Below are 25,636 nucleotides of genomic sequence, written 5' to 3' on the forward strand. Positions count from 1 at the left end.
GGGGGGGGGGGCCCCGCGGGGCCCGGGGGGCCGGGCGGGGGGGGCCCCGGGGCGGGGGGGGGGGGGGTGGGGGTTTCCCCCCGGGGGGGGGGGGGGGGGCCGGCTTCCCCCCCCCCCCCCCCCCGCGGCGGGGGCTCAGCGGACCATGGCCGCCAGGACGCTGCGCCAGTCCTCGCCGGGTTCGGGGGCGAGGGGAGCGGCCAGGGTGTCCGCGCGGTAGTGCCAGGGGCGTCGGAGGTCCTCGTCGGCGTCGGGGGCGGTGGTGATGGGGCTGTCGGAGCCGAGCAGGCGGACCAGTTCGGCGGTGAAGTCGGGCCAGGAGACGTGTCCGCTGACCGCGTTGACGACCCGGCCGGCGGCGGGGTGGTCGGGGGTGAGGCAGGCGGTGAGGGCGCGGGCCAGGGCGGCGGCGTGCACCCAGGACGCGCCGTACCACTCGTCGTCGGCGGGCAGGCCGATCGGGCGTCCGGCCAGGGCGGCCTGGTAGAGGGCACCGGTGGAGCCCCAGCGGAGCTGGTCGCGCAGGCGGTGGTGCGGGCCCCAGACGATCGGGGCGCGGACGGCGACGGCCTGGCCGCGGCCGGTGGCGGCGGCCTCGAAGAGGATGCGCTCGCTGTCCAGCTTGGCCTGCCCGTACGGGGTGACCGGCGCACCGCTGGGGCCGCCCTCGGGGACCTCGGTGCCCGGCGGGCGGCCGTACGCGTCGATGCTGCTGACGAAGACGAACGGGCCGCCCCGCCAGCCGTCGACCAGTGCGCGCATCGCGGCGAGGTCGGTGGCGTGGTCGGTGAAGGTGCAGGCGGAGTGGATGACGGCGTCGACGCCTTCGACGGCCCGGCGCAGGCTGTCGAGGTCGCCGAGGTCGCCCTCCGCGACCTCGGCGCCGTTCAGCGCGGGCAGGTGCGCGGACTCAGGCCGGACCAGCACCCGGACCGGCCGGCCCTGGGCCATCAGCTCCTGGAGCACGGCCGCGCCGACCCCTCCGGTGGCGCCGGTGAGCAGGACGCTGCCGGTGCGGGCACCGGTGCTCCGCGGGCGGGCCCCGGCCTGGGCGAGGGCGGCGCTGCGCTCGTCCGCGCGGGTGGCGAGCAGGGCGGCGAGGGCGCGCGGGGTGCGCTGTTCCAGGATGTCGAGGCCGGTGAGCGGCAGCCCGGTGCGGGTGCGCAGGCGTTCGGCGAGCTGGACGGCGATGAGGGAGTGGCCGCCGAGGGCGAAGAAGTCGCCGTCGGCGGGCGGGGTCGCGCTGAGCAGTTCGCCGAACGCCTGCCGGACGACGTCCAGCGGGCCGCCCTCCAGCGGGTCGCCCTTCAGCAGGGCGGTGCCGGGCTGCGGGCCCGCGCCGGGCAGCCGGTCGCGGTCCGGGGTGCCGTCGGGGAGGCGGGGCAGCCGGTCCAGCAGGGTGACCGCGCGCGGCAGTTCGGCGGCCGGCAGGCGCCCGCGCAGGGCGGCCCGCAGGGCGCTGCCGGTCGGCGCGACCGGCCCGCGCACCACCGCGTAGGCGAGCGGCGGGCCGTCGGGGTGCTCGACGACGGCCGCCTCGACCACCGCGGGATCGGCCGTGAGGGCAGCCACCACCGGGTGTTCGGCGGCGGCCAGCCGCTCGCCGGGCAGTGCGGACAGCGCCAGGTCCGGGTTGCCGGCCACGGCGGTGAGCAGCGCGGCGAAGGCGTCGGTGAGCCGGGCGGCGGTGGTCGCGTCCAGCGCGTCCCGGTCGTGCTGGACCAGGACGCGCGGCCGCGGGCCGTCCTCCAGCAGCAGGGTGAGGCCGAACTTGGCCAGCCCCAGGTCGAGTTCGACGTTCTCGGTGTCGAGGCCGGGCAGCACCAGCGGGTCGGCGATCCGGAGCAGGTCGCAGCTGACCGAGAGCAGCGGGGTGCCGTCCGCCCCGCGCGAGGCCGCGCCGAGCCGCTCGACCACGAGGTCGAACGGCACCTCGTGGTGCTGCTGGGCGTCGAGCAGGGCGGTGCGGACGAGACCGAGCAGTTCGGCGAACGACGGGTCTCCGGACGGATTCGTCCGCACGGCGAGGGTGTTGACGGCGAGGCCGACGGTCCGGCGGAACTCGGGCCGCGCGCGGTGGCCGCTGGCGCAGCCGAGGACGAGGTCGTCCTGCCCGGAGGCGGTGCGCAGCACGGCGAACGCGGCGGCCAGGACGACGGTGTACAGCGTGGCGCCGTGCCGCGCGCCGAGAACGCGCAGCTCCTCCACGACGGCGGGGTCCACCGGGGCGGCATGCAGGGCGGCGCGGCGCTCGCGGGCGCCGGGCGGGACGGGCCGCAGCAGCGACAGCGGTCGGGCTCCGGACAGACCGGCCGCGAGGGTGTCGGCGGCGGCCGTCAACTCGGCCTCCCGGGCTCGCTCCTGGCGGGCGTAGTCGGCGTACGAGGGGGCCACCGACGGGAGTTGGGCCGGAACCCCCTCGCATCCGGCGCGGTACAGCGCGGCGATGTCCGACGCGATGAAGGGCAGCGAGCCGCCGTCCACCGCGATGTGATGGATCGTCAGCAACAGCGTGTGGTCCTCGGGACCGTGCCGCAACAGCAGGGCGCGCAGCACCGGGCCGGCGGCGAGGTCGAACGGGCGGGCGGCCTCGGCGAGGAGCTGCTCGGGGCCGGTGGCGTCCAGCACCGGCAGCGGCACCGGGGCGACCGGGTCGGTCTGCTGGTAGGGCTGGTCGCCCCGGCGCGGGTAGCGGGTGCGCAGGACGGCGTGCCGCTCGGTCAGGCCGGTGATCGCGGCGGCGAGGGCGGCCTGGTCGAGCGGGCCGCGCAGCCGGGTGGCGATCGGCACGTTGTAGAGGGCGCCGCCCTGGCCGAGGTGGTCCATCAGCCACATCCGCTGCTGGGCGTGCGAGAGCGGGGCCGGCTCGACGGGTGCGGCCGGACCGCCGGGCGCGACAGGTCGGGCGGGGGTGGTGGCGGTGCGGCGGTCGCGGGCGCGGCGCAGCAGGTCGGTCTGGTCGACGGTGCTCATCGGTCGGCTCCGGGGGTGTCGTCGGCGGCCCGCAGGGCGCGTTCCAGCAGGTCGGCCTGGGCGGCGACGGTCGGGTGGGCGAGGAAGTCGGCGAGCGACAGCTCGACCCCGAGGTCCTCGCGCAGGTCGTCCACCACCCACATGGCGAGCAGCGAGTGGCCGCCCTCGGCGAGGAAGTCGGCGGCCGGGTCGGTGATCGGGCGTTCCAGGGCCCGGCTCCACGCCTCGGCGACGACCTGCTGGATCGGGCCGAGGCCGGCGCCGGTGGCCGGGTGCGCCCCGGTCGGCCCGCCACCGGCCGGGTGCGCGTCGGCCGTCTCGTTCACAGGCGGGTGCGCGTCGGCCGCCCCGCCGACGGCCATCTCGTCCCCGGCCGGGTGCGCCCCGGCCCGTTCGTCGGCGGCCAGCGCCCGCCGGTCCACCTTCCCGCTGCCGGTCAGCGGCAGCGCGGCGAGCACGGTCCAGGCGGTGGGAACCAGGTGGGCGGGCAGCTGCTCGGCCAGCCGGGCGCGCAGCGCCTCGACGGCCGGGCGGGCGCCCTCGGCGAGCACCAGGCAGGCGGTGAGCGCGGCGTCGGGCTGCCCGGCCCGGCGGACCACGACCGCCGCCTCGGCGACCTCGGGCAGCTGGAGCAGCGCGTGCTCGACCTCGCCGGGTTCGATCCGGTAGCCCCGCACCTTGACCTGGTCGTCGGTGCGCCCGTGGTACTCCAGGGAGCCGTCCGGCAGTTGGGCGACCCGGTCGCCGCTGCGGTAGGCGCGTCCGATGCCCGGCAGTTCACGGAAGCGCTCGGCGGTCAGCTCCGGCCGGTCGAGGTAGCCGAGGGCCAGCCGGTCGCCGGCGATCCACAGTTCGCCGACGGCGCCCGGCGCCACCGGCGCGAGGCCCTCGTCCAGGACGTAGGCGCGGGCGCCGCCGAAGGTCCGGCCGATCGGGACGGAGCCGGCGCAGTCGGCCGGGGTGACCCGGTGGACGGTGGTGAAGGTGGTGGCCTCGGTCGGCCCGTACCCGTTGACCAGTTCGAGCCAGGGGAAGGCCCGCAGCACGGCGCCCGCGTGCTCGGCGGAGATCGCCTCGCCGCCGACGACCAGGGTGCGCAGCACGCCGAAGATCCGGGAGCGCCGGGCGGCCAGGTGGTGGAAGAGCGCGGTGGTGAGGAAGACGGTGGTGACGCCGAAGCTCTCGACGTCGCGGACCAGGTCCTCGGCGCTGGGCCGCTCGCTCGGGGAGACGGCCACGGCGGCGCCGCGGGCGAGCGGGGCCCACAGTTCGAAGGTGGCGCCGTCGAAGGAGACGGTGGAGTGGAAGAGCACCCGGTCGCGCGGGCCGAGGACGACCGCGTCCTCGGCGGTGACCAGGTCGGCGACGGCGCGGTGCGGGACGAGGACGCCCTTGGGGCGGCCGGTGGAGCCGGAGGTGTAGTAGAGCAGGGCGGGCGCGGCCGGGTCGGCGGCGTCGGGCGCCGTGCCGTCGGTGGCCTCGGTGCCGCGCTCGGTCAGCACCAGGGTGAGCTCCTCGGGGAGCCCGGCCTCGGCGAGCAGCCCCTTGTCGCCGAGGACGAGCCGGAGGTCCGCGTCGGCGGTCAGTTCGGCGATCCGCGGGCGCGGGTAGGCCGGGTCGATCGGGACGGCCAGGGCGCCGGCCCGCCAGACGGCGAGCTGGGCGACGACGTACCGGGTCGAGCGGGCGCACAGCAGGCCGACGGCGCTGCCGGGGCCGATCCCCCGGGCGGCCAGGACGGCGGCCAACCGGCCTGCGGCGTCGACGAGTTCGCGGTAGGTGAGGACGGTGGAGCCGTCGGTCACGGCGAGCGCGTCGGGGCGGCTCTCGGCCTGCCGGGCGACCAGGGCGGGCAGGTCGGTCAGGGCCAGCTGGTCGGTCGCAGCAGACCGGGCCGCGGCGGGCGAGGACATGGTGGTCACGGTGGTTCCCTTCCGGGCGCCCCGGCCGGGTGGGCCGGGGCGCCCCGCTGAGGAGGTTCGGGCGGGGTCAGGCGGTCGCGGCCAGATCGGCCACCCGTTCCTCGATCAGCCGGGCGACGGCCCGCAGGTCGGGCTGGCGCAGCACCAGGGGGGCGCGCAGCCGGACGCCGTACTCGTTCTCCAGGGCCTCCAGCAGTCTCGCGGCGGCGAGCGAATTGCCGCCCGCGGCCAGGAAGTTGTCCTCGGGACCGAGGTCGGCGCGGCCGATCAGCTCGCGGCAGAGCTTCAGCACGGTCCGCTCGACCGGGCCGTGCCCTTCCTCCACCGCGTCCGCCACGACCGCGTCCGGCACCGCCACGTCGGCCAGCAGGGCCTGGCGGTCCACCTTGCCGTTGGCGTCCAGCGGGAAGCGCTCCACCAGGTGGACGGCGGAGGGCACGGCCTGCTCGGGCAGCCAGGGCCGGACGGAGTCGAGCAGCGCCGCCGGGTCGGCGCCGTCCTCGGCGTGGACGAAGGCCAGCAGTCGGACCCCGCCGGTCGGCGCCTGTTCGGCGGCGACCACCGCCCGGCGCACCTGCGGGTCGCGCTCGAAGGCGGCCTCGACCTCGGCGGGTTCGATCCGCACGCCGCTGACCTTGACCTGGTCGTCGAGGCGGCCGTGGAACTCCAGCACGCCGTCCGGCCGCATCACCACCCGGTCGCCGGTGCGGTAGACCCGGTCGGTGCCGACCACGCCGGCGGGCGCGTCGACGAAGCGGCGGGCGGTCAGCTCGGGGTCGAGGTACCCGGCGGCCAGGCCGCGGCCGCCGATCCGCAGCTCGCCGGCCGTGCCGCGCGGTACCGGGCGGCCGTCCTCGTCGGTGACCAGGACGACGACGCCGTCGATCGGCAGGCCGATCGGCGGGGCGCCGGCGCCGTGGTCCCCGCCGGGGGCCATGGTGTGCATGGTGGTGGTGACGGTGGCCTCGGCGGGGCCGTAGGCGTTGTGGACGGTCGCGGTGACGTCGGGCCCGGGGGCGCGGCGCAGCCGGTCGCCGCCGATCACCAGGTGGCGCAGCGCCAGCCCGGCGGGCCAGGGCCGGCCGAGGACGGGCTCGGCCAGCGGGGTGGGCAGGATGGACACGGTGATGCCGGCCTCGCGCCACCAGTCGGTGAGCGCGCCGGTGTCCCAACGGACCGCCTCGGGGGCGACGACCAGGGCCGCGCCGGAGGTGAGGCCGGCCCACAGCTCCTGCACGTGCGGGTCGAAGGCGACGCCGATCAGCAGGCTGTGCCGCTCCCCGGGGCCGAGGCCGGTCGCCCCGCGGTACCACTGCAGCAGCGCGCCGAGCGCGGGCTCGGTGACGGCGACGGCCTTCGGGGTGCCGGTGGAACCGGAGGTGAGCACCGCGTAGTGGGTGCCGACCGGGACGCGCACCTGCCCGCCGGAGGTCAGGGCGGCCACCACGCCGGCGGTGGGCAGGTCCAGCGGCAGCCGCTCGCCGCCGGGCGGCAGCAGGTCCGGCTCGCCGACCAGGCAGGCCGGGCGCAGCTGCTCGGCGACGGCGCGCAGCCGGCGCTCGCCGGGGCGCGGGCCGAGCGGCAGGTGGACGGCGCCGAGCTTGGCGGCGGCCAGGGTGACGGCGACCAGCGAGACCGAGTGGGCGAGGCAGACGCCGAGCAGGTCGCCGGGGCCGACCCTGCCGCGCAGCGCCTCGGCCACGGTGTCGGCGAGGCGGTCGAGTTCGGCGTAGCTGTAGACCTGCTCGCCGTCGATCAGGGCGGGGGCGTCGGGGGTGCGGTGCGCCCAGGCGGTGAACAGGTCGAGCACCGCGCCGTCCTGGTGCGGGCGGCCGTAGCCGATGCTCAGACTGCCCGTACCCGGGTTGCCCGCACTCAGGCTGTCCGTGCTCCGGAGTTCCGTGCCAAGGTGTTCCATCATCATCTCCACAGAAAGTGACGAGCCGTCAGTTCGATGCCTTGGAAGGCGCGTTCACTTGGCGTCCGCGGCGAGGGCGCGGGCCTGGTCGGCCAGCACGGCGTGGCGGAACAGGGTGCGCAGCGGCGGGCGGCTGCCGAGGTGGGGCTCCAGGTACGCGGCGAGCTGGGCGGCGAGCAGCGAGTGGCCGCCGACCTCGAAGAAGTGCGAGTCCGCGGTGAAGCGGTCGTGGCCGAGCACCTCGCGCCAGGCGGCGGCGATCAGTTGCTGGCCGGGGTCGGCGAACTCGCCCGGCGCGTCCTCCTGCGGCTCCGGGGTCTGCTCCACCAGGCGGGCGAGGGCGGCGCGGTCGGGCTTGCCGCCGGGCAGGGTCGGCATCGTGGCGACGGCCGTCCAGCTCGCCGGGACGAGTCCGCCGGGCAGTCGGCGGGCGAGCGCCTCGTGCAGGGCGGCCTGGTCGGGGCGGTCGGCGCCCTCCAGGAAGCCGACCAGGCGGGGGCCGGTCCGCGGGTCGGTGTGCAGCAGCACCGCGCAGGAGCGGCCGCCGAGTTCGGCGGAGGCGGCGGCCTCGATCTCCTCCAGCTCGATCCGGTGGCCGCGCAGCTTGACCTGGTTGTCGGCGCGGCCGAGGAAGCACAGCCGCCCGTCCAGGTCGCGGTAGCCGCGGTCGCCGGTGCGGTACACCCGGGCGCCGCCGAGCGCGGGGACGGTCGTGAAGCGGGCCGCGGTGGGCTCCGGCAGGCCGAGGTAGCCCTCGGCCAACAGGCCGCCACTGACGACGAGTTCGCCGACGCAGCCGGGGGCGAGCGGGCGCAGGGTGTCGTCCAGGACGTGGACGCTCACGCCGTCGAGTTCGGCGCCGAGCGGGATCTCGCCGTCCTCGGCGACGTCGGCGGCGGTGATCTCGTACACGGTGGAGGTGACGGTGGCCTCGGTGACGCCGTAGGCGTTCAGCACGGTGGTGGCCCCGGTCAGGCCGGTCAGTGCCCGGGCGGGCAGCCGCTCGCCGCCGAGCACCAGCAGCCGGGGCGCCCAGCGGCCGTCGTCCAGCGCCGCGCGCAGATCCTCGCGGACGGCGAGCAGGTAGCTGGTCGGCAGGTTGGCGACGGTCACGCCGCGGGCGGCCAGCACGGCGACCAGCTCGGGCCCGGTAGGCACCTCGCGCTGCGGCACGACGAGGGCGGCGCCGGCCGCGAGGGCGGGCAGCACCTCCTCCAGGGCCACATCGAAGGACGGCCGGGCGAACAGCAGCGCCCGGTCGGCGGAGGTGAGGCGGTAGCGGTCGACGATCGCGGCGACGTACCCGGCGAGGGCCTCGCGGCCGACCAGGACGGGCTTGGGGACGCCGGTGGAGCCGGAGGTGTGGATCACGTACGCGGCACCGTCCAGCACGGCGGCGGGCTCGGCCTTCGGGAATTCGGGGCCGTCCAGCAGCGCCGGGGTGACGCCCTCCTCCGGCAGTGCCGACGCGCTCTGCCGGGTGGTGAGGACGAGCGCCGGGCTCAGCCGCTCCAGCAGCAGCCCGAGCCGGGCGGCCGGGTCCTCGGTGGACAGCGGCGCGTACACGGCGCCGTGGCGCAGGCAGGCGAGCAGCGCGACCACGCTGTCCGCGCCGCGCGGCAGCACGGCGGCGACCGGCTGGCCGGGGGTGACGCCGGCGGCGCTCATTCGCTCGACCAACTCGGCGACCCGGCGGTCGAGTTCGCCGTAGCTGATCCGCTCGGTGCCGGCCAGCAGGGCGAGCGAGGCCGGGTCGTGGGCGGCGGCCGGGTCGAGCACGGCGGGGGTGACCGGGGCGGCCGGGGCGGCCTGCGCGGCCTCGGGTGCGGGGGCCAGGTCGGCGATCGGCGTCTGCGGGCGGTCCAGGTAGCAGCGCAGCAGCTCCAGCAGCCGCTCGGACAGCAGCACCGCGTCGGACTCGCGGAACAGGTCGGCGTCGTAGTCCCAGACCAGGGTCATCCCGGCGGCGCCGTGCTTCTCGCCGACCACCCGGCGGTCGTCGGGCAGCAGCACCAGGTCGAGGTCGAAGCGGGTGGTGCCGGTGTTGAAGCCCTCGTACAGCGAGACCTCGAGACCGGGCGCCTGGACGTCGGGCAGCGCCGCGTCGTGCGCGCTGAACATCACGTTGAACAGCGGGTTGTCGGCGCCGCTGGTGTGCAGGCCGAGCCGGCGGGTCAGCTCCTGGACCGGCAGGTCCTGGTACGGCAGCGCGCGCAGCAGGACGTCGGTCACCTCGTCGACGGCCTCGGTGCCGGGGACCGTCGGGTCGAGCCGCAGGCGCAGCGGGACGGTGTTGACGAACATGCCGACGGTGCCCTCGAAGCCCTCCGGGCGGTTGCCGACGGCGGTGCCGATCACCAGCTCGCGGTGGCCGCTGTGCCGGCGCAGCAGTTCGGCGAGCAGGGCGAGCAGGGTGCTGAACGGGGTGTGGCCGTCCGCCTTGCTGCGCTCGCGCAGCCGCCCGGCCAGGTCGGCGCCGATCGACTGGCGCAACTGGCCGCCGTGGTGGCGCCGTTCGGCGCGCGGCCGGGCCAGCCCGGGCAGGGTGACCTCGCGCGGCGCGTCGGCCAGCTCCCTGGTCCAGAAGTCGAGGCCGCGGTCCCGGGGGAGGTCGGCGGCGGCGCGGGCGTGGTCCTCGTACGAGGGGGCGACGGGCAGTTGGTACGGCTCGCCGAGGACGGTGGCGCGGTAGACGGTGAACAGGTCGCGCAGCAGGATCGCGAAGGAGTGGCCGTCGTGGACGAGGTGGTGCTCGACGTGGATCAGCCGGTGGTGGTCCTCGCCGAGCCGGACCAGGTGCCAGCGCAGCACCGGCGCCCGGCCGGTGTCCAGCGGCTCCTCGGCCTCGGCGGCGAGCAGCCGCTGGAAGGCGGCCTCCGGGTCCTGCTCGGCGGCGAAGTCGCTGTGGCGCAGCTCCGGTTCGCAGTCCTCGGCGACCCGCTGGCCGGGCAGGCCCTCCGGGCTGGGCACCAACTCCAGTCGCAGGCCCGGGTGGTGGGCCAGCACGGCGGCCAGGCCGGTGTGCAGCGCGTACCGGTCGAGAGCGCCCCACAGGTCGAGGACGGCGGTGAAGTTGTAGGCGCGGCTGCCCGGCAGCATCTGCTCGTGCAGCCAGACGATCTCCTGTGACGGAGAGAGTGCGAACATCGTCGATTCCCTTGTGTGGTGGGCTGTGTCGGCACTGCGGTGGCCGGAAGCGGGCGTGGGGTGTTCCCGTACCGGCCGGTGGCCGGGCCGCACCGGGGTGAGGTGCGGCCCGGGGCCCGGGGGTCCCGTCCGGGGGCGTGTCGGACGCGCGCGGACGGGCATGGCGGATCCGCCGTTCGGGATCCTGGGTGGGAGTTCGGCGCCCGCGGTCTCGGGCGTACGGTCCCGGGCAGGTGGTTCCGGGCGTACGGTCTCGGGCGGGCGGCGTCGGAAGTACGGTCTCGGACGTGCGGTGTCGGGCCTGCGGGGCAGGCGGGTTCAGGCCTGCGGCGCCGGGCTCGGCCGGGCGGGCAGGTGGTGCCGCAGCACGGCGAGCAGGTCGTCGAAGGCCGCGTGGGCGTCGGCCTCGGGGAAGCGGTCGCGGTCCCAGGCCAGCCGGACCAGCAGGTCGTCGCCGTGCGAGGCGGAGACGGCCATCGGCGCGGCGAGCGGGCGCCCGTCCAGCGGGGTCTCCCGGCCGGGGGTGCCGCCGAGCACCAGCGGTGGGCGGCGGTGCAGGTCGTCCAGGGTGAGCAGGCCGTCCAGGGCGCCCGACCACGGGGCCCCGGCGGTGCGGGCGGCGCGGACCACCTCGTCGAAGGGGGTGCCGGCCTGGTCCAGGTCGTCCCACCAGGCGTCCGCGAGCGCGTCCAGGTCCGCGACCGGCCCCGGAGTCGCCGGGTGCACCAGGGTGTTGAGGAAGCAGCCGAGTGCGGCGGGAGCGCCCGCCGGCCGTCCGCCCCACGGGTAGCCGAGCGCGAGCGCCCCTCCCCCGGTCTCCGGCCGGGAGGGCCCCTCCGTCCGGTGCAGCCGGTGCAGGGCCGAGCCGACCGCGTCCAGCAGGGCCGGGAAGACGGCGCCGCGGGCGGCGCCCTCGGCGGCGGGCAGCCGCTCGGTGAGCATGCCGGTGGACGTGGCCGCGCTGCCGCCCGCCCCGGTCAGGCCGCCCAGCCGGCGGCCCCAGTAGGCCTGGGCGGCGGGGCCGCCGGCGGCGTCCTCGGCGTCCAACTGCAGCTCGACGGCCTGCCGGTAGTCGGCCAGCGCCCGGGGGGTGGGCCCGGCCGCGGGCGGCTCGTCCTGCTCGTACGCGGCGCTGAGCTCGGCGGTGAGCACCCCGAGCGACTGCTCGTCGCAGGCGGCGTGGTCCAGTGCGACGACGAGCAGTTCCTCGGCCCCGGACGGGTCCGCGGACGGCTCCCCGTCCGGGTCCGCGGCCACCAGCAGGCGCAGCGCGGGCCCGTCGGCGGGCCAGTCCAGCAGGGCCTCGCGCAGCGCGGCGCGGGCGGTGCCGCCGGGGGCGACGGGGATCCGGGCGGCCTCGGCGGAGGGGCCGCCGGCGCGCAGCACGGGTGTGCCGCGCACGGTGGCGAAGCCTCCGCACAGCGCCGGGTGGTGGGCGGCCACCGCGGTGGCGGCGCGGGCCAGCCGCTCCAGGTCGAGGGTGCCGCGCGGGTAGGCGAACATCAGCGGGACGATGTCGCTGCGGCTCTGCGGCGTGAGCCGGCGGGTGATCAGGAACCGTCGCTGGGCGCCGGTCAGCGGGAGCAGCTCCACCGGGGATTCGGCGGCGGCGGAGCGGTACCGGGCGAGGTAGGCGGCGGTGATGCTGGCGTGCACGGGAACGGTCTCCGGTTTCCGGTCGCGGCTCGGGTCGGGGATCGGTCGGGATCGGTCGAGGTGACCGATCGGGGCGTTGCTCAGGTCCGGGTGCTACGGGCAGGCGGGCTGGCGGGCAGACAGGCAGGCGGGTCAGGACACCCCCGGGCTCACGGCGCTCTCCTCCTCGCTGACGTCCGCGCCCTCGCCCGCGCCCGGCCCCGCCGTACGGTCCGGGTCCGGCAGCTCGCGCATCCGCCGCAGCGGGGAGAGCAGCAGCGGCAGCGGCACCAGCAGGAAGCCGACGGCGCAGACCCAGAGCGCGGCGCGCGGCCCGGCCGCGTCGGCGACCACGCCGCCGACCAGGGCGCCGATCGGCAGGGTGCCCCACACCAGGAAGCGCATGGTGGCGTTCATCCGGCCGAGCAGCTCCGGCGGGCAGAGGCTCTGCCGGAAGCTGACCTGGGCGACGTTGTAGGCGACCGCGCCGAACAGCACCACCCCGGAGGCCAGGCCGAACAGCACCACGCCCGCGCCACCGCCGGACAGCGGCCACAGCATCGCGAACGGTGCCGTCACCAGCGTGGAGAGCCAGATCAGCCGGGCCTGCCCGATCCACCGGGCGAGCTGCCCGGCGCACAGCGCGCCGGCCAGTCCGCCGAGGGCGGAGACCGACAGCAGCACGCCGATGGCGCCCGGCGACAGGTCGAGCACCCGTACCCAGAACACCGTCTGCACGGCGGTCAGCACGGCGGAGAACAGGTTGGACGTGGCGGTGGCGGTCGCGATCGCCCGCAGCAGCGGGTGGCCGAGCACGAACCGCACACCCTCCCCGACCTCGGCGCGCAGCGAGCGCCCCGGCTCGGGTTCCGGCCGCTGCTCCTCGACCTTGATCCGGCCGAGCAGCAGCGCGGAGACGAGGTAGCCGCAGGCGTCGGCCACGATGGCGAGCGGCGCCCCGAGCAGCTGGACCAGCCCGCCGCCGAGGCCCGGCCCGGCGATCTGCGCCGAGGAGCGGACCGTCTCCAACGCTCCGTTGCCGCCGACCAGTTGCTCGCGCGGCAGGACGGCGGGCAGGAAGGACTGGTGGGCGACGTCGAAGAACACCGTCGCCACCCCGGTGACCAGTGCCACGAGGTAGAGCTGCGGCATGGTCAGCACGCCGAGCGCGGCGGCCGGCGGGATCGACCCCACGGCCAGGCAGCGCACCACGTCGGCCCTGATCAGGACCGGCAGCTTGCGCATCCGGTCCAGCCAGGCGCCCGCAGGGAGGCCGATGAGCAGGAAGGCGGCGGTCTCGGCGGCGGTCAGCAGGCCGACTTCGAACGGCGTGGCGTCGAGCACCATCACCGCCACCAAGGGAAGGGCCACCAGGGTGACCTGAGTGCCCGTCTGGGCCGCCGCGGCTCCGGTCAGCAGGAGCCGGAAATCGCGGTGGCCGAGCAGACGGGCCTGGCGGGAGCTGGGCTTCTCGTTCATTGGTGCGACTCTCGGTCACCCCTTCGACACCGGGCAAGCACCGGGTCCGTTTCCGGACGGACCGCAGGTCGGCCGAATCCCGCCACTCGCCCGCCGGACCCTTGCGCGCTCCTTATGGACGCGTCCCGCGCGGCCGCGCCGCCGACGGCGCCCCTCGGCCAAGGCGGCGCGGCCCGACGGGCACCTTGATCACCCCGGGGCCCGCCGGTCCATTTCGACGTCCGCTATTCGGACAGGACCTTTCCGGCCACCGGACGGAGGCGCTCAACTTGGCCGGATTCCATGGAGTGCAGCCCTACCGTCACCTCATCGTGATACCGGCGTGACCGAAGCGAGCCGTAGAAGGGGATCACAGGGCGGATACGAGCCGCCCCCGGCGCGAACCGGTCCACCGGCCGCCGCCCTCGACCCTCAGCGCCGACTGTCCGCCCCCGGCTCCGCACGACGGGTGATCGCCAGCACCGCCATGTCGTCGTCCCGGGGCCCTCCCGTCCACCGCTCGACGTCCGCCACCAGCGCGTCCAGCACCTCCCCCGGCCCGGTGAACGGCCCCAGCGGGGCCAGGCCGAGCACCGGGTCATAGAACTCCCCCGCCGCGTCCCGGGCCTCGGTGACCCCGTCGGTCACCAGCAGCAGCGTGCACCCGGCCGGGAACGGCCGCCCCTCCGGCAGCGGACGCGCCACGCCCAGCCCGCCCATCCCCAGCGGCAGCCCCGGGTCCGCCGCGTCCAGCCGGCGCACCCGGGGCGCGGCCCCGCCCGGCGGGTAGGGGCCCAGCAGGTACGGGCCGGGGTGCCCGCAGTCGAGCGTGCGCACGCTCTCCTCCCCCGGCGGGAACTCCACCAGCAGCGCGGTGATGAACCCCTCCAGCCGCAGTTCCTCGCTCATCCGCTCGCTCTCCCGCAGCAGCGAGTCCTCCAGCGCGTCCGCGAGCGCGACCAGGTCCGGCAGCCGGTGCGAGCCCTCCCGGAAGGCGCCCAGCAGCACCGACACGGCGCCGACCGCGTGCAGCCCCTTGCCCCGCACGTCGGCGATCAGCCCGCGCACGCCGTACGGGGTGACCTGCAGCGCGTACGCGTCCCCGCCGATCAGCGCCTCGTCCTGGGCGGCCCGGTAGCAGGCCGCGACCGACAGCCGCCCCACCCGCGCGGGCGGCTCCGGCAGCACCGCCCGCTGCGCCGCCTCGGCCACCGAACGCACCCGCTCCAACCGCCGCCCGTGCCGGGCCACCACCCGGTTCACCGCGATCCCGAGCAGCGCCGCGAACACCGTGTTCCCCAGCTCCAGGAAGCCGGCCCGGGTCCCGAGCGACCCGTCCCGGGCGGACAGCACCAGGATGCCCAGCGCGTTGGCCGCCCCCACCGCGACGGTGTCCCCCAGCATCAGCAGCGCCCCCGCCAGCACGGCGGCCGCCGCCAGCATCGGATCGCCCCAGTAGTCGGTCGGGTCCAGCGCGTTCCACACCAGCCCGCCGACGGTCAGCAACCACGGCGCGACCCGCACGTACGGCGGCCACTGCACGGACCTCGGGGCCATCGGCGACCTGGCTTCCGTCTCGCCACCATCCGGAAGTACTCCTTCCGATCGTAGCCACGGGCCCCGGAGGCCCGCATGACGGCCGCCCTCGCCGGTGGCCGAGAAACACCTCCCGCCGATGGGGCACCGCTCACGTGCCCGCTACGCACCGCTCAGGTGCCCGCTACGCACCGCCCGCCGTGAACCGTCCCGCGCCGGACCCGGCCAGCAGCCCCTCCGGCACCCGGCGCCCGTACGCCACCAGCAGCAGGTGCTCAGCCCGCCCCTCCACGGTGAGCCGACCGTGCCCGTAGGACCACTCCGTGTCCGTCGCCTCCAGCCGGACCCCGTCCACCCGCGCCCCGAAGAACCGCAGCGTGCGGGGTGAGACACCGGCCAGCAGGGCGGTCGTACGCGCCACCGGCAGCCGGGCCGGCAGCCCGAGCGCCACGGTGATGTCGAGACCGTGGACGGCGTCGTGGGCGAGCGCCGCGATCCGGCCGCCGACCGGCGGGCGCCAGGGGTGGTCGGCGTGGTCGGCCATGGCGGCGACGAGTTCGCGCTCGCTCAGGGCGGCGGCGTCACGGCGGGCGATCCGGTCGGCCATCCGGTGGACGTTGCCGCCGGAGCGGGCGAGTTCGAGGAGCGTGCGCGCCGTCGAGTGCCGGAAGCCGGTGCTCAGGTGCGCGGCCACCTCACGGACCCGCCAACCCGCGCACAGCGAGGGCGAGTTCCACTGCACCTGGGTGAAGGCGGCGAACACGGCGGCGAGTTCGCGGCGCTCGGCCGCGATCTGCGCACGGATCCACCGGATCTGCCCGGCGTCCTGGTCCTGCGGCACGGTTTCCATGCGTCCAGCCTGCGGCCGGAACCGTACGCCCGTCCAAGACCGGGAAGTTCTGGCACCTATGATCAGGAGTTATGGAACTGCGGCAGCTCCAGTACTTCGTCACCGTCGCCCAGCACGGCAGCTTCACCCGGGCCGCGCAGCTGCTGCACCTGAGCCAGCCCGGGGTGAGCTCCCAGATCCGGCAGCTGGAACGGGAGCTGGGCCACCCGCTGTTCGACCGCTCGGGGCGCACCGTGCGGCTCACCCCGGTCGGCGAGGCGGTACTGCCGCACGCCCGGGCGGCGCTGGCCGCCGCGGCGGCGGCCCGCCGCACGGCCCAGGAGTTCGGCGGGCTGCGGCGCGGGCACGTGCGCCTGGGCATGGTCGCCGGGGCGGCCCTGACCCCGCCGGCCGAGCTGGGGACCTTCCCCGGACTCGCCACCACGCTCGCGGCGTTCCGCCAGGAGCACCCCGGCATCGACTTCTCGCTCACCGAGGACACCACCGCGCGGATGCTCGACGCCCTGCGCGACGGCCGGCTGGACCTCGCCGTCGTCGGCCTGCCCGCCCCGGCGAGCGGGCGGGAGGGCGACGACGGCTGGTCGGCGCTGACCGGGCTCGCGCTGCACACCGTGCTGGAGGTCCCGCTGGTCGCGGCCTGCGCGTCGGGGCACCCGCTCGCGGCGGGTACGGGCCCGGGTTCCGCCGATAGTCCGGGCTCTGGCTCTGACTCTGGCTCGGGCGCCGGCCCCGGTGTCCCCGGTGTCCCCGGTGCGGACCGGAGCGCGCTCCCGGTCGCCGAGCTGGCCGGGCACGCCCTGGTCAGCACCCCGCGCGGCACCGGTCTGCGCACCGCGCTGGAGTGCGCCCTGGCCGAGGCCGGTGTCGATCCGGCGGTCGGCGTCGAGGCGGCCGCGCCACCGCAGCTGGCCGAACTCGCCGCACACGGGCTGGGCGTCGCCGTCCTGCCGAACCCGGGCCCGCTGCCCGGTCTGCGGGTGCGCCCGCTCACCGGACCCGTCCCCCGGGTCCGGATCGCGCTCACCTGGCCGACCGGGCAGCCCGCCTCACCGCCGACCGCCGCCCTGGTGGCCCACCTGCGGCGGGCCTACCCGGGGCCGGCCGCCGCTCAGGCTCCGGCCCCCGTTCAGGCTCCGGCCGGTACCGCCGCGCCGTCGGCGATGTGCAGCAGCGCGGCCGCGCCGTCGAGCACCTCCCGGTCGAGCGGGAAGTAGCCCTGCCGCGGGACGGTGTCGGTGCGCGTCCGGACCCCGGCCGGCAGCGCCGTGTCCGTCAACTCCCAGGCCGCGCCCCGCCCCTGCAGGTGGGCCTCGTACGTCCCCGGCGCCGGCTCGGCCAGCCCGATCGCCTCGCTGCGCCCCAGGCTCCCGGCGACGAAGGCGTACCGCTCGCCCAGCAGCGTGCCCACGATGTGGCCCGCGCCGATCCAGCGGCAGTCCAGCTCGCCCGACGACCAGGCGCTCGGGTTCCGCCGCAGGTGCAGGTTGTGGGAGAAGACCAGGGTCGGTCCGCGCTCGGCCTCGATCGCGCGGATGTCGAGGAGGTTCTGCGCCATCAGCGCGTCCCGCACGCCGGACAGGGCGCTGATCCGGGCGCTCTGATCGAGGCCCCGGACCGCCGACTGCGCGTGGTAGCGCAGCAGTCCGATCCCGGCGGTCAGCCGGGTGCGGGCCGCGTACCACTCGGCGGACGAGGTCTTGGCGATCAATGCCGGTGCCCGCATGTGGAGTTGGAGGAGGAGGTCGTCGGCGAGGCAGCGCAGCCGCACGGCCTCGGCACTGTCACCCGGCGACCGGGCCGGATCCGTCACCGCCTCCGTGCGGCTCCAGCGCTCGTCCTCGCCCGCCACCCCGGCGAGGTCGAGGTCGAGCCCCAGGTAGTCGCGGGCGTGTTCGAGGTAGCGGCGCGGGCTGGGGGCGCTGGTGTTCTCGGTCGGGATGTCGAAGCCATGGAAGGACAGCTGCGCACCGGACGCCCGGTCCCGGTTGAACTCCCGTATCCAGGCGACGAGTCGGCGATTTGGCTCGAGCTCCCCGAAGCCGTGGGTGAAGCCCTCCTCCAGCGCCGAGTCGAGGGTGCCGACACCCTCCCGGACGTAGGCGTCCACGGCGAACGCGGCCACCCGGTCGGTCTCCAGGGCGATCGACCGGAAACCCCGGTCGACCAGCCGGGCGAACAGTTCGTTGCGGACCCGCCCGAACGCCGGCTCCTGGTGCGTCGGCTCACCGAGGCCCAGAAGCTCGCACGCCGGGGGGACGAAATCGTTGATGTCCTGGTTCATGAACCTCAAGCGTATCCTTGAAAGAACGGTTGAAACTTTTCCCTCCAGCGCCGCCCAGGCATTGCCCAACTGTGGCCGAAAGCCTCAAACGGCCCTGAACCATCGGCCGACTCCGAACGCCCGCCCGCCCCCGAACGGAGACGACCATGCGACCCGCCGACCTCGCTCGCGAGCACGGCATCTCGACCCAGGCCATCCGCAACTACGAGCGCGACGGCTACCTCCCGCCCGCCGACCGCACACCCACCGGGTACCGGATCTACACCGAGCCGCACGCGGCCGCCCTGCGCGCCTACCTCGCCCTCGTCCCGGCGTACGGGCACGCGACCGCCGGCTCGGTCATGACCGCCGTCCACGCCGACCGGCTCGGCGACGCCCTCACCGAACTCGACCGGGGCCACGCCCAGTTGCTGCGCGACCGGGAGACCCTCGCCGCCGTCCGCGCGGCCGTCGGCCACCTGACCGACGGCGCCACGCCCGGCCCCGCCCTTCCCGCGCTGCCCGGCCCCCGCTCCGTCGGCGAGGTCGCGCACCGGCTCGGTGTCACCCCCGCGACCCTGCGGGCCTGGGAAGCCGCCGGCATCCTGACCCCCGCCCGGGACCGCGCCACCGGCCACCGCCGCTACCTCCCGGCCGACGTCCGCGACGCCGAACTCGCCCACCTGCTCCGCCGGGGCGGCTACCTGCTGGACCGCGTCGCCACCGTGCTGCGGCAGATCCGCACGGCGGGCGGCACCGGCGAACTGGCCGCCGCCCTCGACGGCTGGCAACAGCGCCTCACCACCCGGGGGCTCGAGATGCTCACCGCCTCGGCCCGCCTCGACACCTACCTGGCGCTGCGCCCCGAGGTGCCCCGACGGGCTTGACCTCAAGGGAACTTGAGCTCCCAGAGTGATCCTCATGAACACCGAATCCGCAACGCCCGCGCCCGCCGACACCGCCCTTTCCGGCAGCGCCCCCTCCGACGCCGGTCCCTCCGACGCGGCTCCCTCCGACACCAAGCTCGCGGACATCGCGGCCATCGAGCAGGTCGTGGCCGCCGTCGAGCGCGCCCAACGCGCCAAGGACCCGGACACCTTCCTCGCCCTCTTCCACCCCGAGGCGCTCTGGACCACCGCGCACGGCAAGGTCCTCCTCGGCCTGGACGCGATCGCCGAGTTCACCCGAGCCGTCCTGCCCGCCGCGACCTGGGACGGCCGGGTCACGTACGAGCCGGTGCACATCCAGTTCCTCCGCCCCGACGTGGCCGCCGTCAAGGTCCGCCAGGTCTACCACTCGGCGAACGGCGACGCGGACGGCGGCTCGGAGGGTGCACCGCTGTACGTCATGACCAGGCAGGACGACGGGCAGTGGCTGCTGCACGCCTGCCAGAACACCGGCGTGCTGACCGACTGACCGACGCGCCCGCCGGCCGGCCACCGGTTCCGCCGCCACCCCGCGCCGCCCGTCGCTGCCCGTCGCCGCCCGGTGTGGTCGGGAGCGGTCGGGCGGCGATGTCGCGGGCCGGGCTCAGCCGACCCGGGTGAGGCGGGCGGTTCGGGCGACGGCTCCCTCGGCGAGCACGCCCGGCTGCTCCTGGTCCGGGCGTTCCGGGCTGGCGAGCAGGATGGAGCGCTGGAGTCGCCGCAGTGCCGCGGACGGCTCCATGCCCAACTCCCGCACCAGGGTGTTCCGCAGGCGCTGGTAGGCCTCCAACGCCTCGCCCCGGCGGCCGGAGCGGTGCAACGCGATCATGTACTGGCCGTGCAGGCTCTCGTGGGTGCGGTAGCGGTCGACCAGGACGGTGAGTTCGGCGAGCAGTACGCGGTGCCGGCCGAGGCGCAGGTCGGCCTCGATCCGCTGGTCCAGCGCGCAGAGCCGGGTCTCCTCCAACCGCCTGACCTCGACGGCGAGTTGGCCGCCGACCGGGACGTCCGCGAAGGCCGGGCCGCGCCACAGCGCGAGCGCCTCGCCCAACTGGCGGGCGGCGAGCGGGAAGTCGCCGCCGTCCATGGCGCGGTAGCCGTGCCCGGCGAGGCGATCGAACTCCTGGAGGTCGACCAGCCCGCCACCGCTGTTCAGCATGTAGCCGCCGGCCGAGGTGACCAGGACGTCCTTCGCGCAGGAGGCTCCCGGGCCGCCGTCCCCCTGGGCGAGCGCCCGGTCGATGAGGTCGCGCAGTTGGAGCACATAGGTCTGCACGGTGGTGCGGGCGCTGCGCGGCGGACGGCCGGACCACAGCTCCTCGGCGAGGACGCTCGCCGGGACGACCTGGTCGGCCCGTAACGCCAGCAGGGCGAGCACCTGTCGAGGCTTCGGCGCCGAGGGCACCACCGAAACCCCGCACAGTCGGACCCCCAAGACCCCCAGCACGCGGATCTCCACGACGACCACCCCACATCCAGACGGATCGGCGGCCCCGACGGCCGCCGGTCGGGCGGGCGCTCCGCTGCTCACCGTCCGCGCAGGTCCGCTGGAAGGTCGGTCGAGCACCCGACACCTATCCAAAAACAGGACAGACGGTTTGTCAATACAAAACCGAACGCGCTGTTTGTTTCTGGGCGGAGCAAGCCCGTGGGAGTAGGACACCGGACCGCCGGTCCGGCCTCGAACGGCTTCGCCCGAGACCCCCGCGAACCACTCGGAACCGCCCGGAGCCCGCCCGGATCACCCCGACTCAGGCCGGACCGGCCCCGCCCGCACCCGTCCCGGCCGCCTCGCCCGCAGCCGCCCCGGCCTCCGCCTCGGCCGCCCGGGCCGCCGCCAGCTCCGCGACCACCCGGCCGCCCCGGTCCGCCGCGAGGTCGAGCGTGGCCAGCACCCCGGGCACCGCGATGCTGGGCATCACATGCTGGTACAGCGAGGCGACCCGGCGCTCCAGGTCCGACCGGCCGGACATCTTCTGGGACTGTATCTGCACGCCCGTCCAGGCCCCGGTGACCAGCCACGCCGTCTCGGCGGGCACCACCTGGGGCAGCAGTTCGCCGCGCCGGCCGGCCGTCTCCAGCACGGTCTCGGCCCGCTGGATCCAGCCGGGCGCCGCACCGCCGCTGAAGTCGCCGAACACGTCCTGGCCGAGGGAGAGCCGCGCGCCGGCGCTCAACACCGGGTCGCGCGGCATGAGATGGGCGACCACCATCCCGAGGTCCACGAACTCCTGGAGCTTGCAGTGCCGTTCGGGAATCTCGTCCCGGCCGAACTGCTCCTCGACGACCCCCTGGGCGAGCTCCCGCTTGGAGGCGAAGTGGAAGTACACCGCACCCCGGGTCACTCCGGCGCGAGCCACGACCGCACCGATCGTCGCCCCCTCGTACCCGTACTCGTCGAAGACCGACGCCGCCGCCTCCAGGATCAGCCGACGCGTCCGGACCGCCCGTTCCTGTCGCACCACCGCAACCACCCCACCCGAAACGCTCGGCAAACAAAACCAAACACCCCGTATCTTACCCGCCGAGGTCGGCGGGGATCCCTGCGTCCCAGGTCACATAGGGCCGTCCTCGAGCGGACTAAAACCGCGTAGACGGTATGAGACGAACAGATGGCCGACATCTCGCCGCCAGCCCCCTTAAGCGGAATACCAGCTCTCACTTGTGGCCGGGATGGCAACGAACGACCACATAATGGCCATGAACCTGTCAAGCCTGTGCGCCGACATCCCCACAGGTCAAGGAGGTTCACCCGTCGGAGCCGATCTCCGGGCAGTGATCGACACCCACCCACCGTGCCCGTCCGACCACGCTCGGCCGCCGACGAACCTTTGTTCTGGCTCCTTGAAAACCAAACCGGTAGGTACGTATCTTACGAGCCCTGAGCAGCCCACCCCGCCCGTCACGGCCTTTCGGAGCGCTCCCCATGACTCTGCTTGCCTTCCGTACGCCCGCATCCGTCCTCACCACCGGCACGGACTCCGGAACGATCCCCGGCCCGGCCGCAGCAGCCCCGGCGCCTCGCCTGACCAGCACCGTCGCCAAGGAGTACGTCCACCGGGCCTGCCACGCCGAGGTCTTCCTCACCGGCAGCGAACAGCTCACGGACACCACCTTCGCCGTCACCGCGCAGTGGCCGCGGGCGCACACCTTCTTCAGCACCCCGGACGGCACCCGGCACGACCCGATCCAAGCTGCTGAAACGATCCGCCAAGCCGGGCTCTACCTCGCCCACACCCGGTTCGGCGTACCGCTCGACCACAAGTTCATGATGTGGAACCTCGACTACACCACCCGGTCGCGGCAGTTGCTGATCGGTGCGGCGCCGACCGACCTCACCCTGGAGGTCCAGCTCGTCGCCCAGCCGCGCCGCTCCGGCACCACCGTCGACTTCACGCTGGAGACCGTCGTCCGACGGGGCGCCCAGCTGGCCGCCACCGGCTACGCCCGCTTCACCACCGTTCCGGACTCCACCTACCAGCGGCTGCGCCGGGGCCGCCACTCCGCCGAGCTCCCGGCGGCGCCGACCGTGACCGCCGAGCCGCTCCCGCCGGCCCGGGTCGGCCGGCTCCGCCCGTGCGACGTCCTGCTGGCCCCGGCGGACGCCCCCGGCACCTGGCACCTCACCCCCGACTTCTGGCACCCGATCCTCTTCGACCACGCCAACGACCACATCCCCGGCATGGTGCTGTTGGAGGCGGCCCGGCAGGCGGCCAACGCGCTGAGCAGCCCGGCCACCGTCACACCGACCGCCGCGGCCACCACCTTCCACCGGTACGCCGAGCACGACGCGCCCACCACGATCACCGCCCAGCACACCCCCGGCGGGGACCCGGACGCCCTCACCACCACCGTGACCGGCCACCAGCACGGCAAACCGATCTTCACCACCGTGCTCACCGGCCACCCGGACCACCGCTGACCCGACGACCGCCGCCGCACCGACCTCCGGAGTACCCCTTCGCAGCACCCGAACGGCCCGCCCGACCCTCCCGGTCCGGCGGGCCGTCCGCGTGCCGACGACGCCCGCGGGGACTGCGGCCACGGGCACCAGCCGATTCCGGGGGCCCACCACGGGCCGGCCCCGGCCGGAACGCCCCGCTCCCGGACTGGCACCGGGGCGAACACCTGCGCGAGGATGTCACCCCCTGGATCCCGCTGCCAACAGGAGTCCGCCGTGAGTGAAGTCCCTTCGCAGCAGAACGAGTTGATAAGACTCGCCGACCGCCCCGGCACCGACGACGCCCCCGGCTGCGACGGACGGACCGGCGGCCGGAACGTCCGCGTACGCGTCCTCGGACGGCACGCGCCGGGCTCACTGCTCGGACACGACTGGCTGGACTGCGAGATCACCGTCACCGCGGACTCGGTACGCGGGCAGTTCGTCACCCTGGTGACCGACCGCCACCTCAGGCAGTGGGAAACCGCCCTGGACCGACTCGGCCGCGGCTCCGCGGTCCGCTGGCTGGACGAGGAACACGGACCGGAGCTACGCATCGAACCCGGCCGCCCCGGCGGCCTCTGGGTGACCGTCTCCGACGCGGAGGAATCCGGCGTCACCCTCCGGGTCGTACTCTCCCCCGCGCCGAACTGGCTGGCCGAGCAACGCACCCTGCTCCACCTCGTCCGCAGCGCCTACCCCGCCGAGGTGGTCGAACTCTCCCCGGGCATCCACGCCTGGCGCGGAAACCTGCCCGACGAGAGTTGATCGATCGTCACCTCTTACTACTGCACCAGCGTTCCAAGCCGCACGGACGATCAGTCGGGAACAGCGAGAAGGAAGACCAGAGCCGCGCCGCCGACCATGACCAGCGCGAGCTGGTGCAACCCGACCGTCTCCACCCGGTGCGGCGCGTTCGTAGCGCCGCACCGGGTGGCCGGTGGCCCGGTCCGGGTGTGGGAGGTCGGCAAGGCGGCAGCGTCCGGTGAAGGTCGGCGGTGGTCACGGTGTGGCGCGAGGGCCTTCCGGGTGCCGGTGCGGGTGTCGCAGTCCGCACCGAGCCGGAAAGGCCCTCACTGAACCCCGTCACCCACCGTCGCGGTCGGTACGTCCAGGCGAACGGATCGGCCGTCACTTCTGCTGCCCCGGAGGTGTTCCCAGCCGCCCCAGCGAACGGTCGGGCACGGTGAGGAGGAAGAGCAGGGCCGCGCCGCCGAGCATGAACAGCGCGAGGTGGTGCAGCCCGGCCGTGGTGGCGCCGTGCGGGAAGAAGGCGGCGTTCGCGGCGGAGGCCGCCATGGCGCCGAGATACATGAAGGTGCGCAGCAGCCCGGCCGCCGAGGCGATGGCGGCGGGGTCCGCCTGGTGGTAGAGGGCGGTCTGGGTGCCGAGCCCGATCAGCCCCTGCGAGACGCCCGCCAGCACGCCGACTCCGATCAGCAGGGCGCCGGGGCTGTTCGCGTGGACCAGCAGCAGGGCGGCGCAGGCCGCGATCTGACAGGCGGAGCCGACCAGCAGCTTGCCGCGGACGCCCGGACTGCGGCCGCTGGCCCCGGCGGCCGCGAGAGCGGTCAGCGAGAGCGGCAGCAGCACCAGTCCGGCGGTGGCGGCGGACAGGCCGCGCCCCTCCTCCAGCCACTGGGTGTAGCCGTAGAGGAAGGCGTAGATGGCGGTGTAGCCGAGCACCTGGCGCAGGTAGGTGGCGATCAGCGGGCGGTTGCCGCCGAGCGCCCGCAGGTCGATGAAGGGGGCACGGGCCCGCCGCTCGCGGAGGGCGAAGGCGACGGCTGCCAGGAGGGCGAGCACCGGCAGGTACCAGCGAGCAGGGCCCGGCTTCATCAGGAACAGCATCAGGGCGAGCAGGAGGACCGCGAACAGCGCGATCCCGAGGTGGTCGAGGCGTTCCGGACGCCCGGGGCGCTCCCCGCCGTCGGCAGGGTCCGGGCGGCGGGCGGTGACGGGCAGCCGGGCCGCACCGAGTGCCAGGCAGGCCAGTGACAGCGGGACGTTGACGGCGAAGACCGTCCGCCAGCCGCCCGCGCCGATCAGCAGACCGCCGAGGGTGGGGCCGACCACCGCGACGGTCTGGTTGGCGACGGCCAGTACCGTCAGCACCCCGGTGGGGCTGGACCGCCCGGTCCGCTCGGCCTCGCTGCGGGTCAGGTGCATCGCGGCGGGGTAGGCCGCGGAGGTGCCCAGTCCGAGCAGCACCCGGGCGGCGATCAGCAGCCCGAGCGACGGGGCGAGCGCACCGAGCAGTCCGGCGAGGCCGACCAGGGCCGTCCCGGCGAGGTAGAGCCGGCGCGGGCCGTGGGTGTCCACCAGCCGCCCGATCACCGGCTGGCCGATAGCGGTGGCCAGGTAGAGCCCGGTGACCAGCCAGGCGGTCTCGGCGGGCGGCGCGCCGAAGGCGGCGCCGACGGGCACCAGGGCCACCGCGATCATCGACGAGTTGATCGGGTTGAGCACCGAGCCGAGCACCATCGGCGCGATCAGCCGGCGGTTGAACCCGTCGTCCGGAGCAGGCTGCCGGCGGCGCGGCCGGAGCCGGGCGAGCAGGGCGGCCGGGCCGGTCATCACCGGTTCAGCCGGTCTATCAGGGCCAGCGCCTCCAGCACGGTGGCGCGCTCGGCCTCGGTGTAGTGCTCCGCCATGGCCCGGGTCAGCCACTCCTCACGGGCCTGGCGGCTGTCCGCGACCCGGGCCAGGCCGACCTCGGTGAGGCTGACCACCTGACGGCGGCCGTCCTCGGGGTCGGGACGGCGCCCGACCAGTCCGTGCTGTTCCAGCGCGGCGAGGGTGGCGGCCATCGACTGCGGACGGACCCGCTCGGCGGCGGCCAGCGCGCTGGCGGAGGCCGGACCGTCGTTGATCAGCCGGCTGAGCACGGCGGTCTGGGAGGGCGTCAGGTCGCTGGTGCCGCTCGCCTCCCGGAGGGTGCGGCGCAGCCGGCTGAAGACGGCGCGCAGTTCACGGGCGGCCAGCGCCGCGCTGTCGGGAACCACGGTTTCGGCGGACCCGACGGGCCCGGCGGGGTCGGCCGGGACGGTATGGGCGGTTCGCTTCTCGGT

18 protein-coding genes are annotated in these 25,636 nt (G+C 75.7%); 5 read left to right on the forward strand and 13 right to left on the reverse strand.

The window, feature by feature from the left end:
- Positions 1–135 precede the first annotated feature (135 nt).
- The 8 genes from ACFY4B_RS12735 to ACFY4B_RS12770 all read right to left on the reverse strand — a co-directional run bounded on the left by ACFY4B_RS12735 (position 136) and on the right by ACFY4B_RS12770 (position 15,439).
- A complete protein-coding gene (locus ACFY4B_RS12735) occupies positions 136–2,973 on the reverse strand; it encodes a condensation domain-containing protein (RefSeq protein WP_387967674.1) in 2,838 nt (945 codons plus the stop codon).
- Positions 2,970–4,886, reverse strand: coding sequence for a non-ribosomal peptide synthetase (locus ACFY4B_RS12740; protein ID WP_387967983.1), 1,917 nt, complete (start codon positions 4,884–4,886; stop codon positions 2,970–2,972). The genes ACFY4B_RS12735 and ACFY4B_RS12740 overlap by 4 nt, the downstream gene beginning before the upstream one ends.
- Positions 4,887–4,962: 76 nt before the next feature.
- Complete coding sequence (locus tag ACFY4B_RS12745) at positions 4,963–6,813, reverse strand: amino acid adenylation domain-containing protein (RefSeq protein WP_387967676.1); 1,851 nt, start codon at positions 6,811–6,813, stop codon at positions 4,963–4,965.
- A 54-nt stretch (positions 6,814–6,867) separates the two neighbouring features.
- Positions 6,868–9,960, reverse strand: a complete 3,093-nt coding sequence (locus ACFY4B_RS12750) for an amino acid adenylation domain-containing protein (RefSeq protein ID WP_387967678.1) — start codon at positions 9,958–9,960, stop codon at positions 6,868–6,870.
- 318 nt (positions 9,961–10,278) lie between these two features.
- Positions 10,279–11,616, reverse strand: a complete 1,338-nt coding sequence (locus ACFY4B_RS12755) for a non-ribosomal peptide synthetase (protein ID WP_387967680.1) — start codon at positions 11,614–11,616, stop codon at positions 10,279–10,281.
- Between the two features lie 132 nt (positions 11,617–11,748).
- Positions 11,749–13,074 (reverse strand): MFS transporter, encoded by a 1,326-nt coding sequence (locus ACFY4B_RS12760; RefSeq protein WP_380778027.1) that lies wholly within the window; start codon positions 13,072–13,074, stop codon positions 11,749–11,751.
- A gap of 411 nt (positions 13,075–13,485) precedes the next feature.
- Positions 13,486–14,610 (reverse strand): PP2C family protein-serine/threonine phosphatase, encoded by a 1,125-nt coding sequence (locus ACFY4B_RS12765; RefSeq protein ID WP_049659093.1) that lies wholly within the window; start codon positions 14,608–14,610, stop codon positions 13,486–13,488.
- 163 nt (positions 14,611–14,773) lie between these two features.
- Positions 14,774–15,439 carry a maleylpyruvate isomerase family mycothiol-dependent enzyme gene (locus ACFY4B_RS12770; protein WP_387967682.1) on the reverse strand — a complete coding sequence of 222 codons (666 nt, stop codon included), beginning with the start codon at positions 15,437–15,439 and terminating at the stop codon, positions 14,774–14,776.
- 71 nt (positions 15,440–15,510) lie between these two features.
- Between ACFY4B_RS12770 and ACFY4B_RS12775 the strand changes: the two genes are divergently transcribed.
- Positions 15,511–16,653: a LysR family transcriptional regulator gene (locus ACFY4B_RS12775; RefSeq protein WP_387967684.1), complete on the forward strand. Its 1,143-nt coding sequence runs from the start codon at positions 15,511–15,513 to the stop codon at positions 16,651–16,653.
- On the opposite strand, the gene ACFY4B_RS12780 is transcribed toward ACFY4B_RS12775, so the two are convergent.
- Positions 16,566–17,720 (reverse strand): erythromycin esterase family protein, encoded by a 1,155-nt coding sequence (locus tag ACFY4B_RS12780; protein WP_387967686.1) that lies wholly within the window; start codon positions 17,718–17,720, stop codon positions 16,566–16,568. The genes ACFY4B_RS12775 and ACFY4B_RS12780 overlap by 88 nt on opposite strands.
- Positions 17,721–17,866: 146 nt before the next feature.
- Between ACFY4B_RS12780 and ACFY4B_RS12785 the strand changes: the two genes are divergently transcribed.
- Together ACFY4B_RS12785 and ACFY4B_RS12790 are read left to right on the forward strand one after the other, a co-directional pair.
- Positions 17,867–18,586, forward strand: a complete 720-nt coding sequence (locus ACFY4B_RS12785) for a TioE family transcriptional regulator (protein ID WP_387967688.1) — start codon at positions 17,867–17,869, stop codon at positions 18,584–18,586.
- 34 nt (positions 18,587–18,620) lie between these two features.
- Positions 18,621–19,115: an SgcJ/EcaC family oxidoreductase gene (locus ACFY4B_RS12790; RefSeq protein WP_387967690.1), complete on the forward strand. Its 495-nt coding sequence runs from the start codon at positions 18,621–18,623 to the stop codon at positions 19,113–19,115.
- Positions 19,116–19,229: 114 nt separating this feature from the next.
- On the opposite strand, the gene ACFY4B_RS12795 is transcribed toward ACFY4B_RS12790, so the two are convergent.
- A complete protein-coding gene (locus ACFY4B_RS12795) occupies positions 19,230–20,084 on the reverse strand; it encodes an AfsR/SARP family transcriptional regulator (protein ID WP_082345890.1) in 855 nt (284 codons plus the stop codon).
- A 292-nt stretch (positions 20,085–20,376) separates the two neighbouring features.
- Positions 20,377–21,090 carry a ScbR family autoregulator-binding transcription factor gene (locus tag ACFY4B_RS12800; RefSeq protein WP_117493055.1) on the reverse strand — a complete coding sequence of 238 codons (714 nt, stop codon included), beginning with the start codon at positions 21,088–21,090 and terminating at the stop codon, positions 20,377–20,379.
- Positions 21,091–21,551: 461 nt separating this feature from the next.
- Between ACFY4B_RS12800 and ACFY4B_RS12805 the strand changes: the two genes are divergently transcribed.
- Positions 21,552–22,547 carry a ScbA/BarX family gamma-butyrolactone biosynthesis protein gene (locus ACFY4B_RS12805; protein ID WP_387967694.1) on the forward strand — a complete coding sequence of 332 codons (996 nt, stop codon included), beginning with the start codon at positions 21,552–21,554 and terminating at the stop codon, positions 22,545–22,547.
- Positions 22,548–22,802: 255 nt separating this feature from the next.
- Positions 22,803–23,333 carry a DUF5959 family protein gene (locus ACFY4B_RS12810; RefSeq protein WP_181970917.1) on the forward strand — a complete coding sequence of 177 codons (531 nt, stop codon included), beginning with the start codon at positions 22,803–22,805 and terminating at the stop codon, positions 23,331–23,333.
- Positions 23,334–23,696: 363 nt separating this feature from the next.
- On the opposite strand, the gene ACFY4B_RS12815 is transcribed toward ACFY4B_RS12810, so the two are convergent.
- Together ACFY4B_RS12815 and ACFY4B_RS12820 are read right to left on the reverse strand one after the other, a co-directional pair.
- Positions 23,697–25,142 (reverse strand): MFS transporter, encoded by a 1,446-nt coding sequence (locus tag ACFY4B_RS12815; protein WP_387967696.1) that lies wholly within the window; start codon positions 25,140–25,142, stop codon positions 23,697–23,699.
- Positions 25,142–25,570, reverse strand: coding sequence for a MarR family winged helix-turn-helix transcriptional regulator (locus ACFY4B_RS12820; protein WP_049654197.1), 429 nt, complete (start codon positions 25,568–25,570; stop codon positions 25,142–25,144). The genes ACFY4B_RS12815 and ACFY4B_RS12820 overlap by 1 nt, the downstream gene beginning before the upstream one ends.
- Between the last annotated feature and the right edge of the window lie 66 nt (positions 25,571–25,636).

It is taken from the genome of Kitasatospora sp. NPDC001261, from assembly GCF_042896795.1.
In the GTDB taxonomy this organism is placed as follows: domain Bacteria; phylum Actinomycetota; class Actinomycetes; order Streptomycetales; family Streptomycetaceae; genus Kitasatospora.

Bases quoted from the DNA above. Each gene is read 5' to 3' on its own strand.
- ACFY4B_RS12745 (WP_387967676.1), bottom strand. From the start codon at position 6,813: ATGGAACACCTTGGCACGGAACTCCGGAGCACGGACAGCCTGAGTGCG.
- ACFY4B_RS12780 (WP_387967686.1), bottom strand. From the start codon at position 17,720: ATGAACCAGGACATCAACGATTTCGTCCCCCCGGCGTGCGAGCTTCTG.
- ACFY4B_RS12815 (WP_387967696.1), bottom strand. From the start codon at position 25,142: ATGACCGGCCCGGCCGCCCTGCTCGCCCGGCTCCGGCCGCGCCGCCGG.
- ACFY4B_RS12805 (WP_387967694.1), top strand. From the start codon at position 21,552: ATGACTCTGCTTGCCTTCCGTACGCCCGCATCCGTCCTCACCACCGGC.
- ACFY4B_RS12740 (WP_387967983.1), bottom strand. From the start codon at position 4,886: ATGTCCTCGCCCGCCGCGGCCCGGTCTGCTGCGACCGACCAGCTGGCC.
- ACFY4B_RS12770 (WP_387967682.1), bottom strand. From the start codon at position 15,439: ATGGAAACCGTGCCGCAGGACCAGGACGCCGGGCAGATCCGGTGGATC.
- ACFY4B_RS12750 (WP_387967678.1), bottom strand. From the start codon at position 9,960: ATGTTCGCACTCTCTCCGTCACAGGAGATCGTCTGGCTGCACGAGCAG.
- ACFY4B_RS12790 (WP_387967690.1), top strand. From the start codon at position 18,621: ATGAACACCGAATCCGCAACGCCCGCGCCCGCCGACACCGCCCTTTCC.
- ACFY4B_RS12760 (WP_380778027.1), bottom strand. From the start codon at position 13,074: ATGAACGAGAAGCCCAGCTCCCGCCAGGCCCGTCTGCTCGGCCACCGC.
- ACFY4B_RS12775 (WP_387967684.1), top strand. From the start codon at position 15,511: ATGGAACTGCGGCAGCTCCAGTACTTCGTCACCGTCGCCCAGCACGGC.
- ACFY4B_RS12765 (WP_049659093.1), bottom strand. From the start codon at position 14,610: ATGGCCCCGAGGTCCGTGCAGTGGCCGCCGTACGTGCGGGTCGCGCCG.
- ACFY4B_RS12785 (WP_387967688.1), top strand. From the start codon at position 17,867: ATGCGACCCGCCGACCTCGCTCGCGAGCACGGCATCTCGACCCAGGCC.
- ACFY4B_RS12735 (WP_387967674.1), bottom strand. From the start codon at position 2,973: ATGAGCACCGTCGACCAGACCGACCTGCTGCGCCGCGCCCGCGACCGC.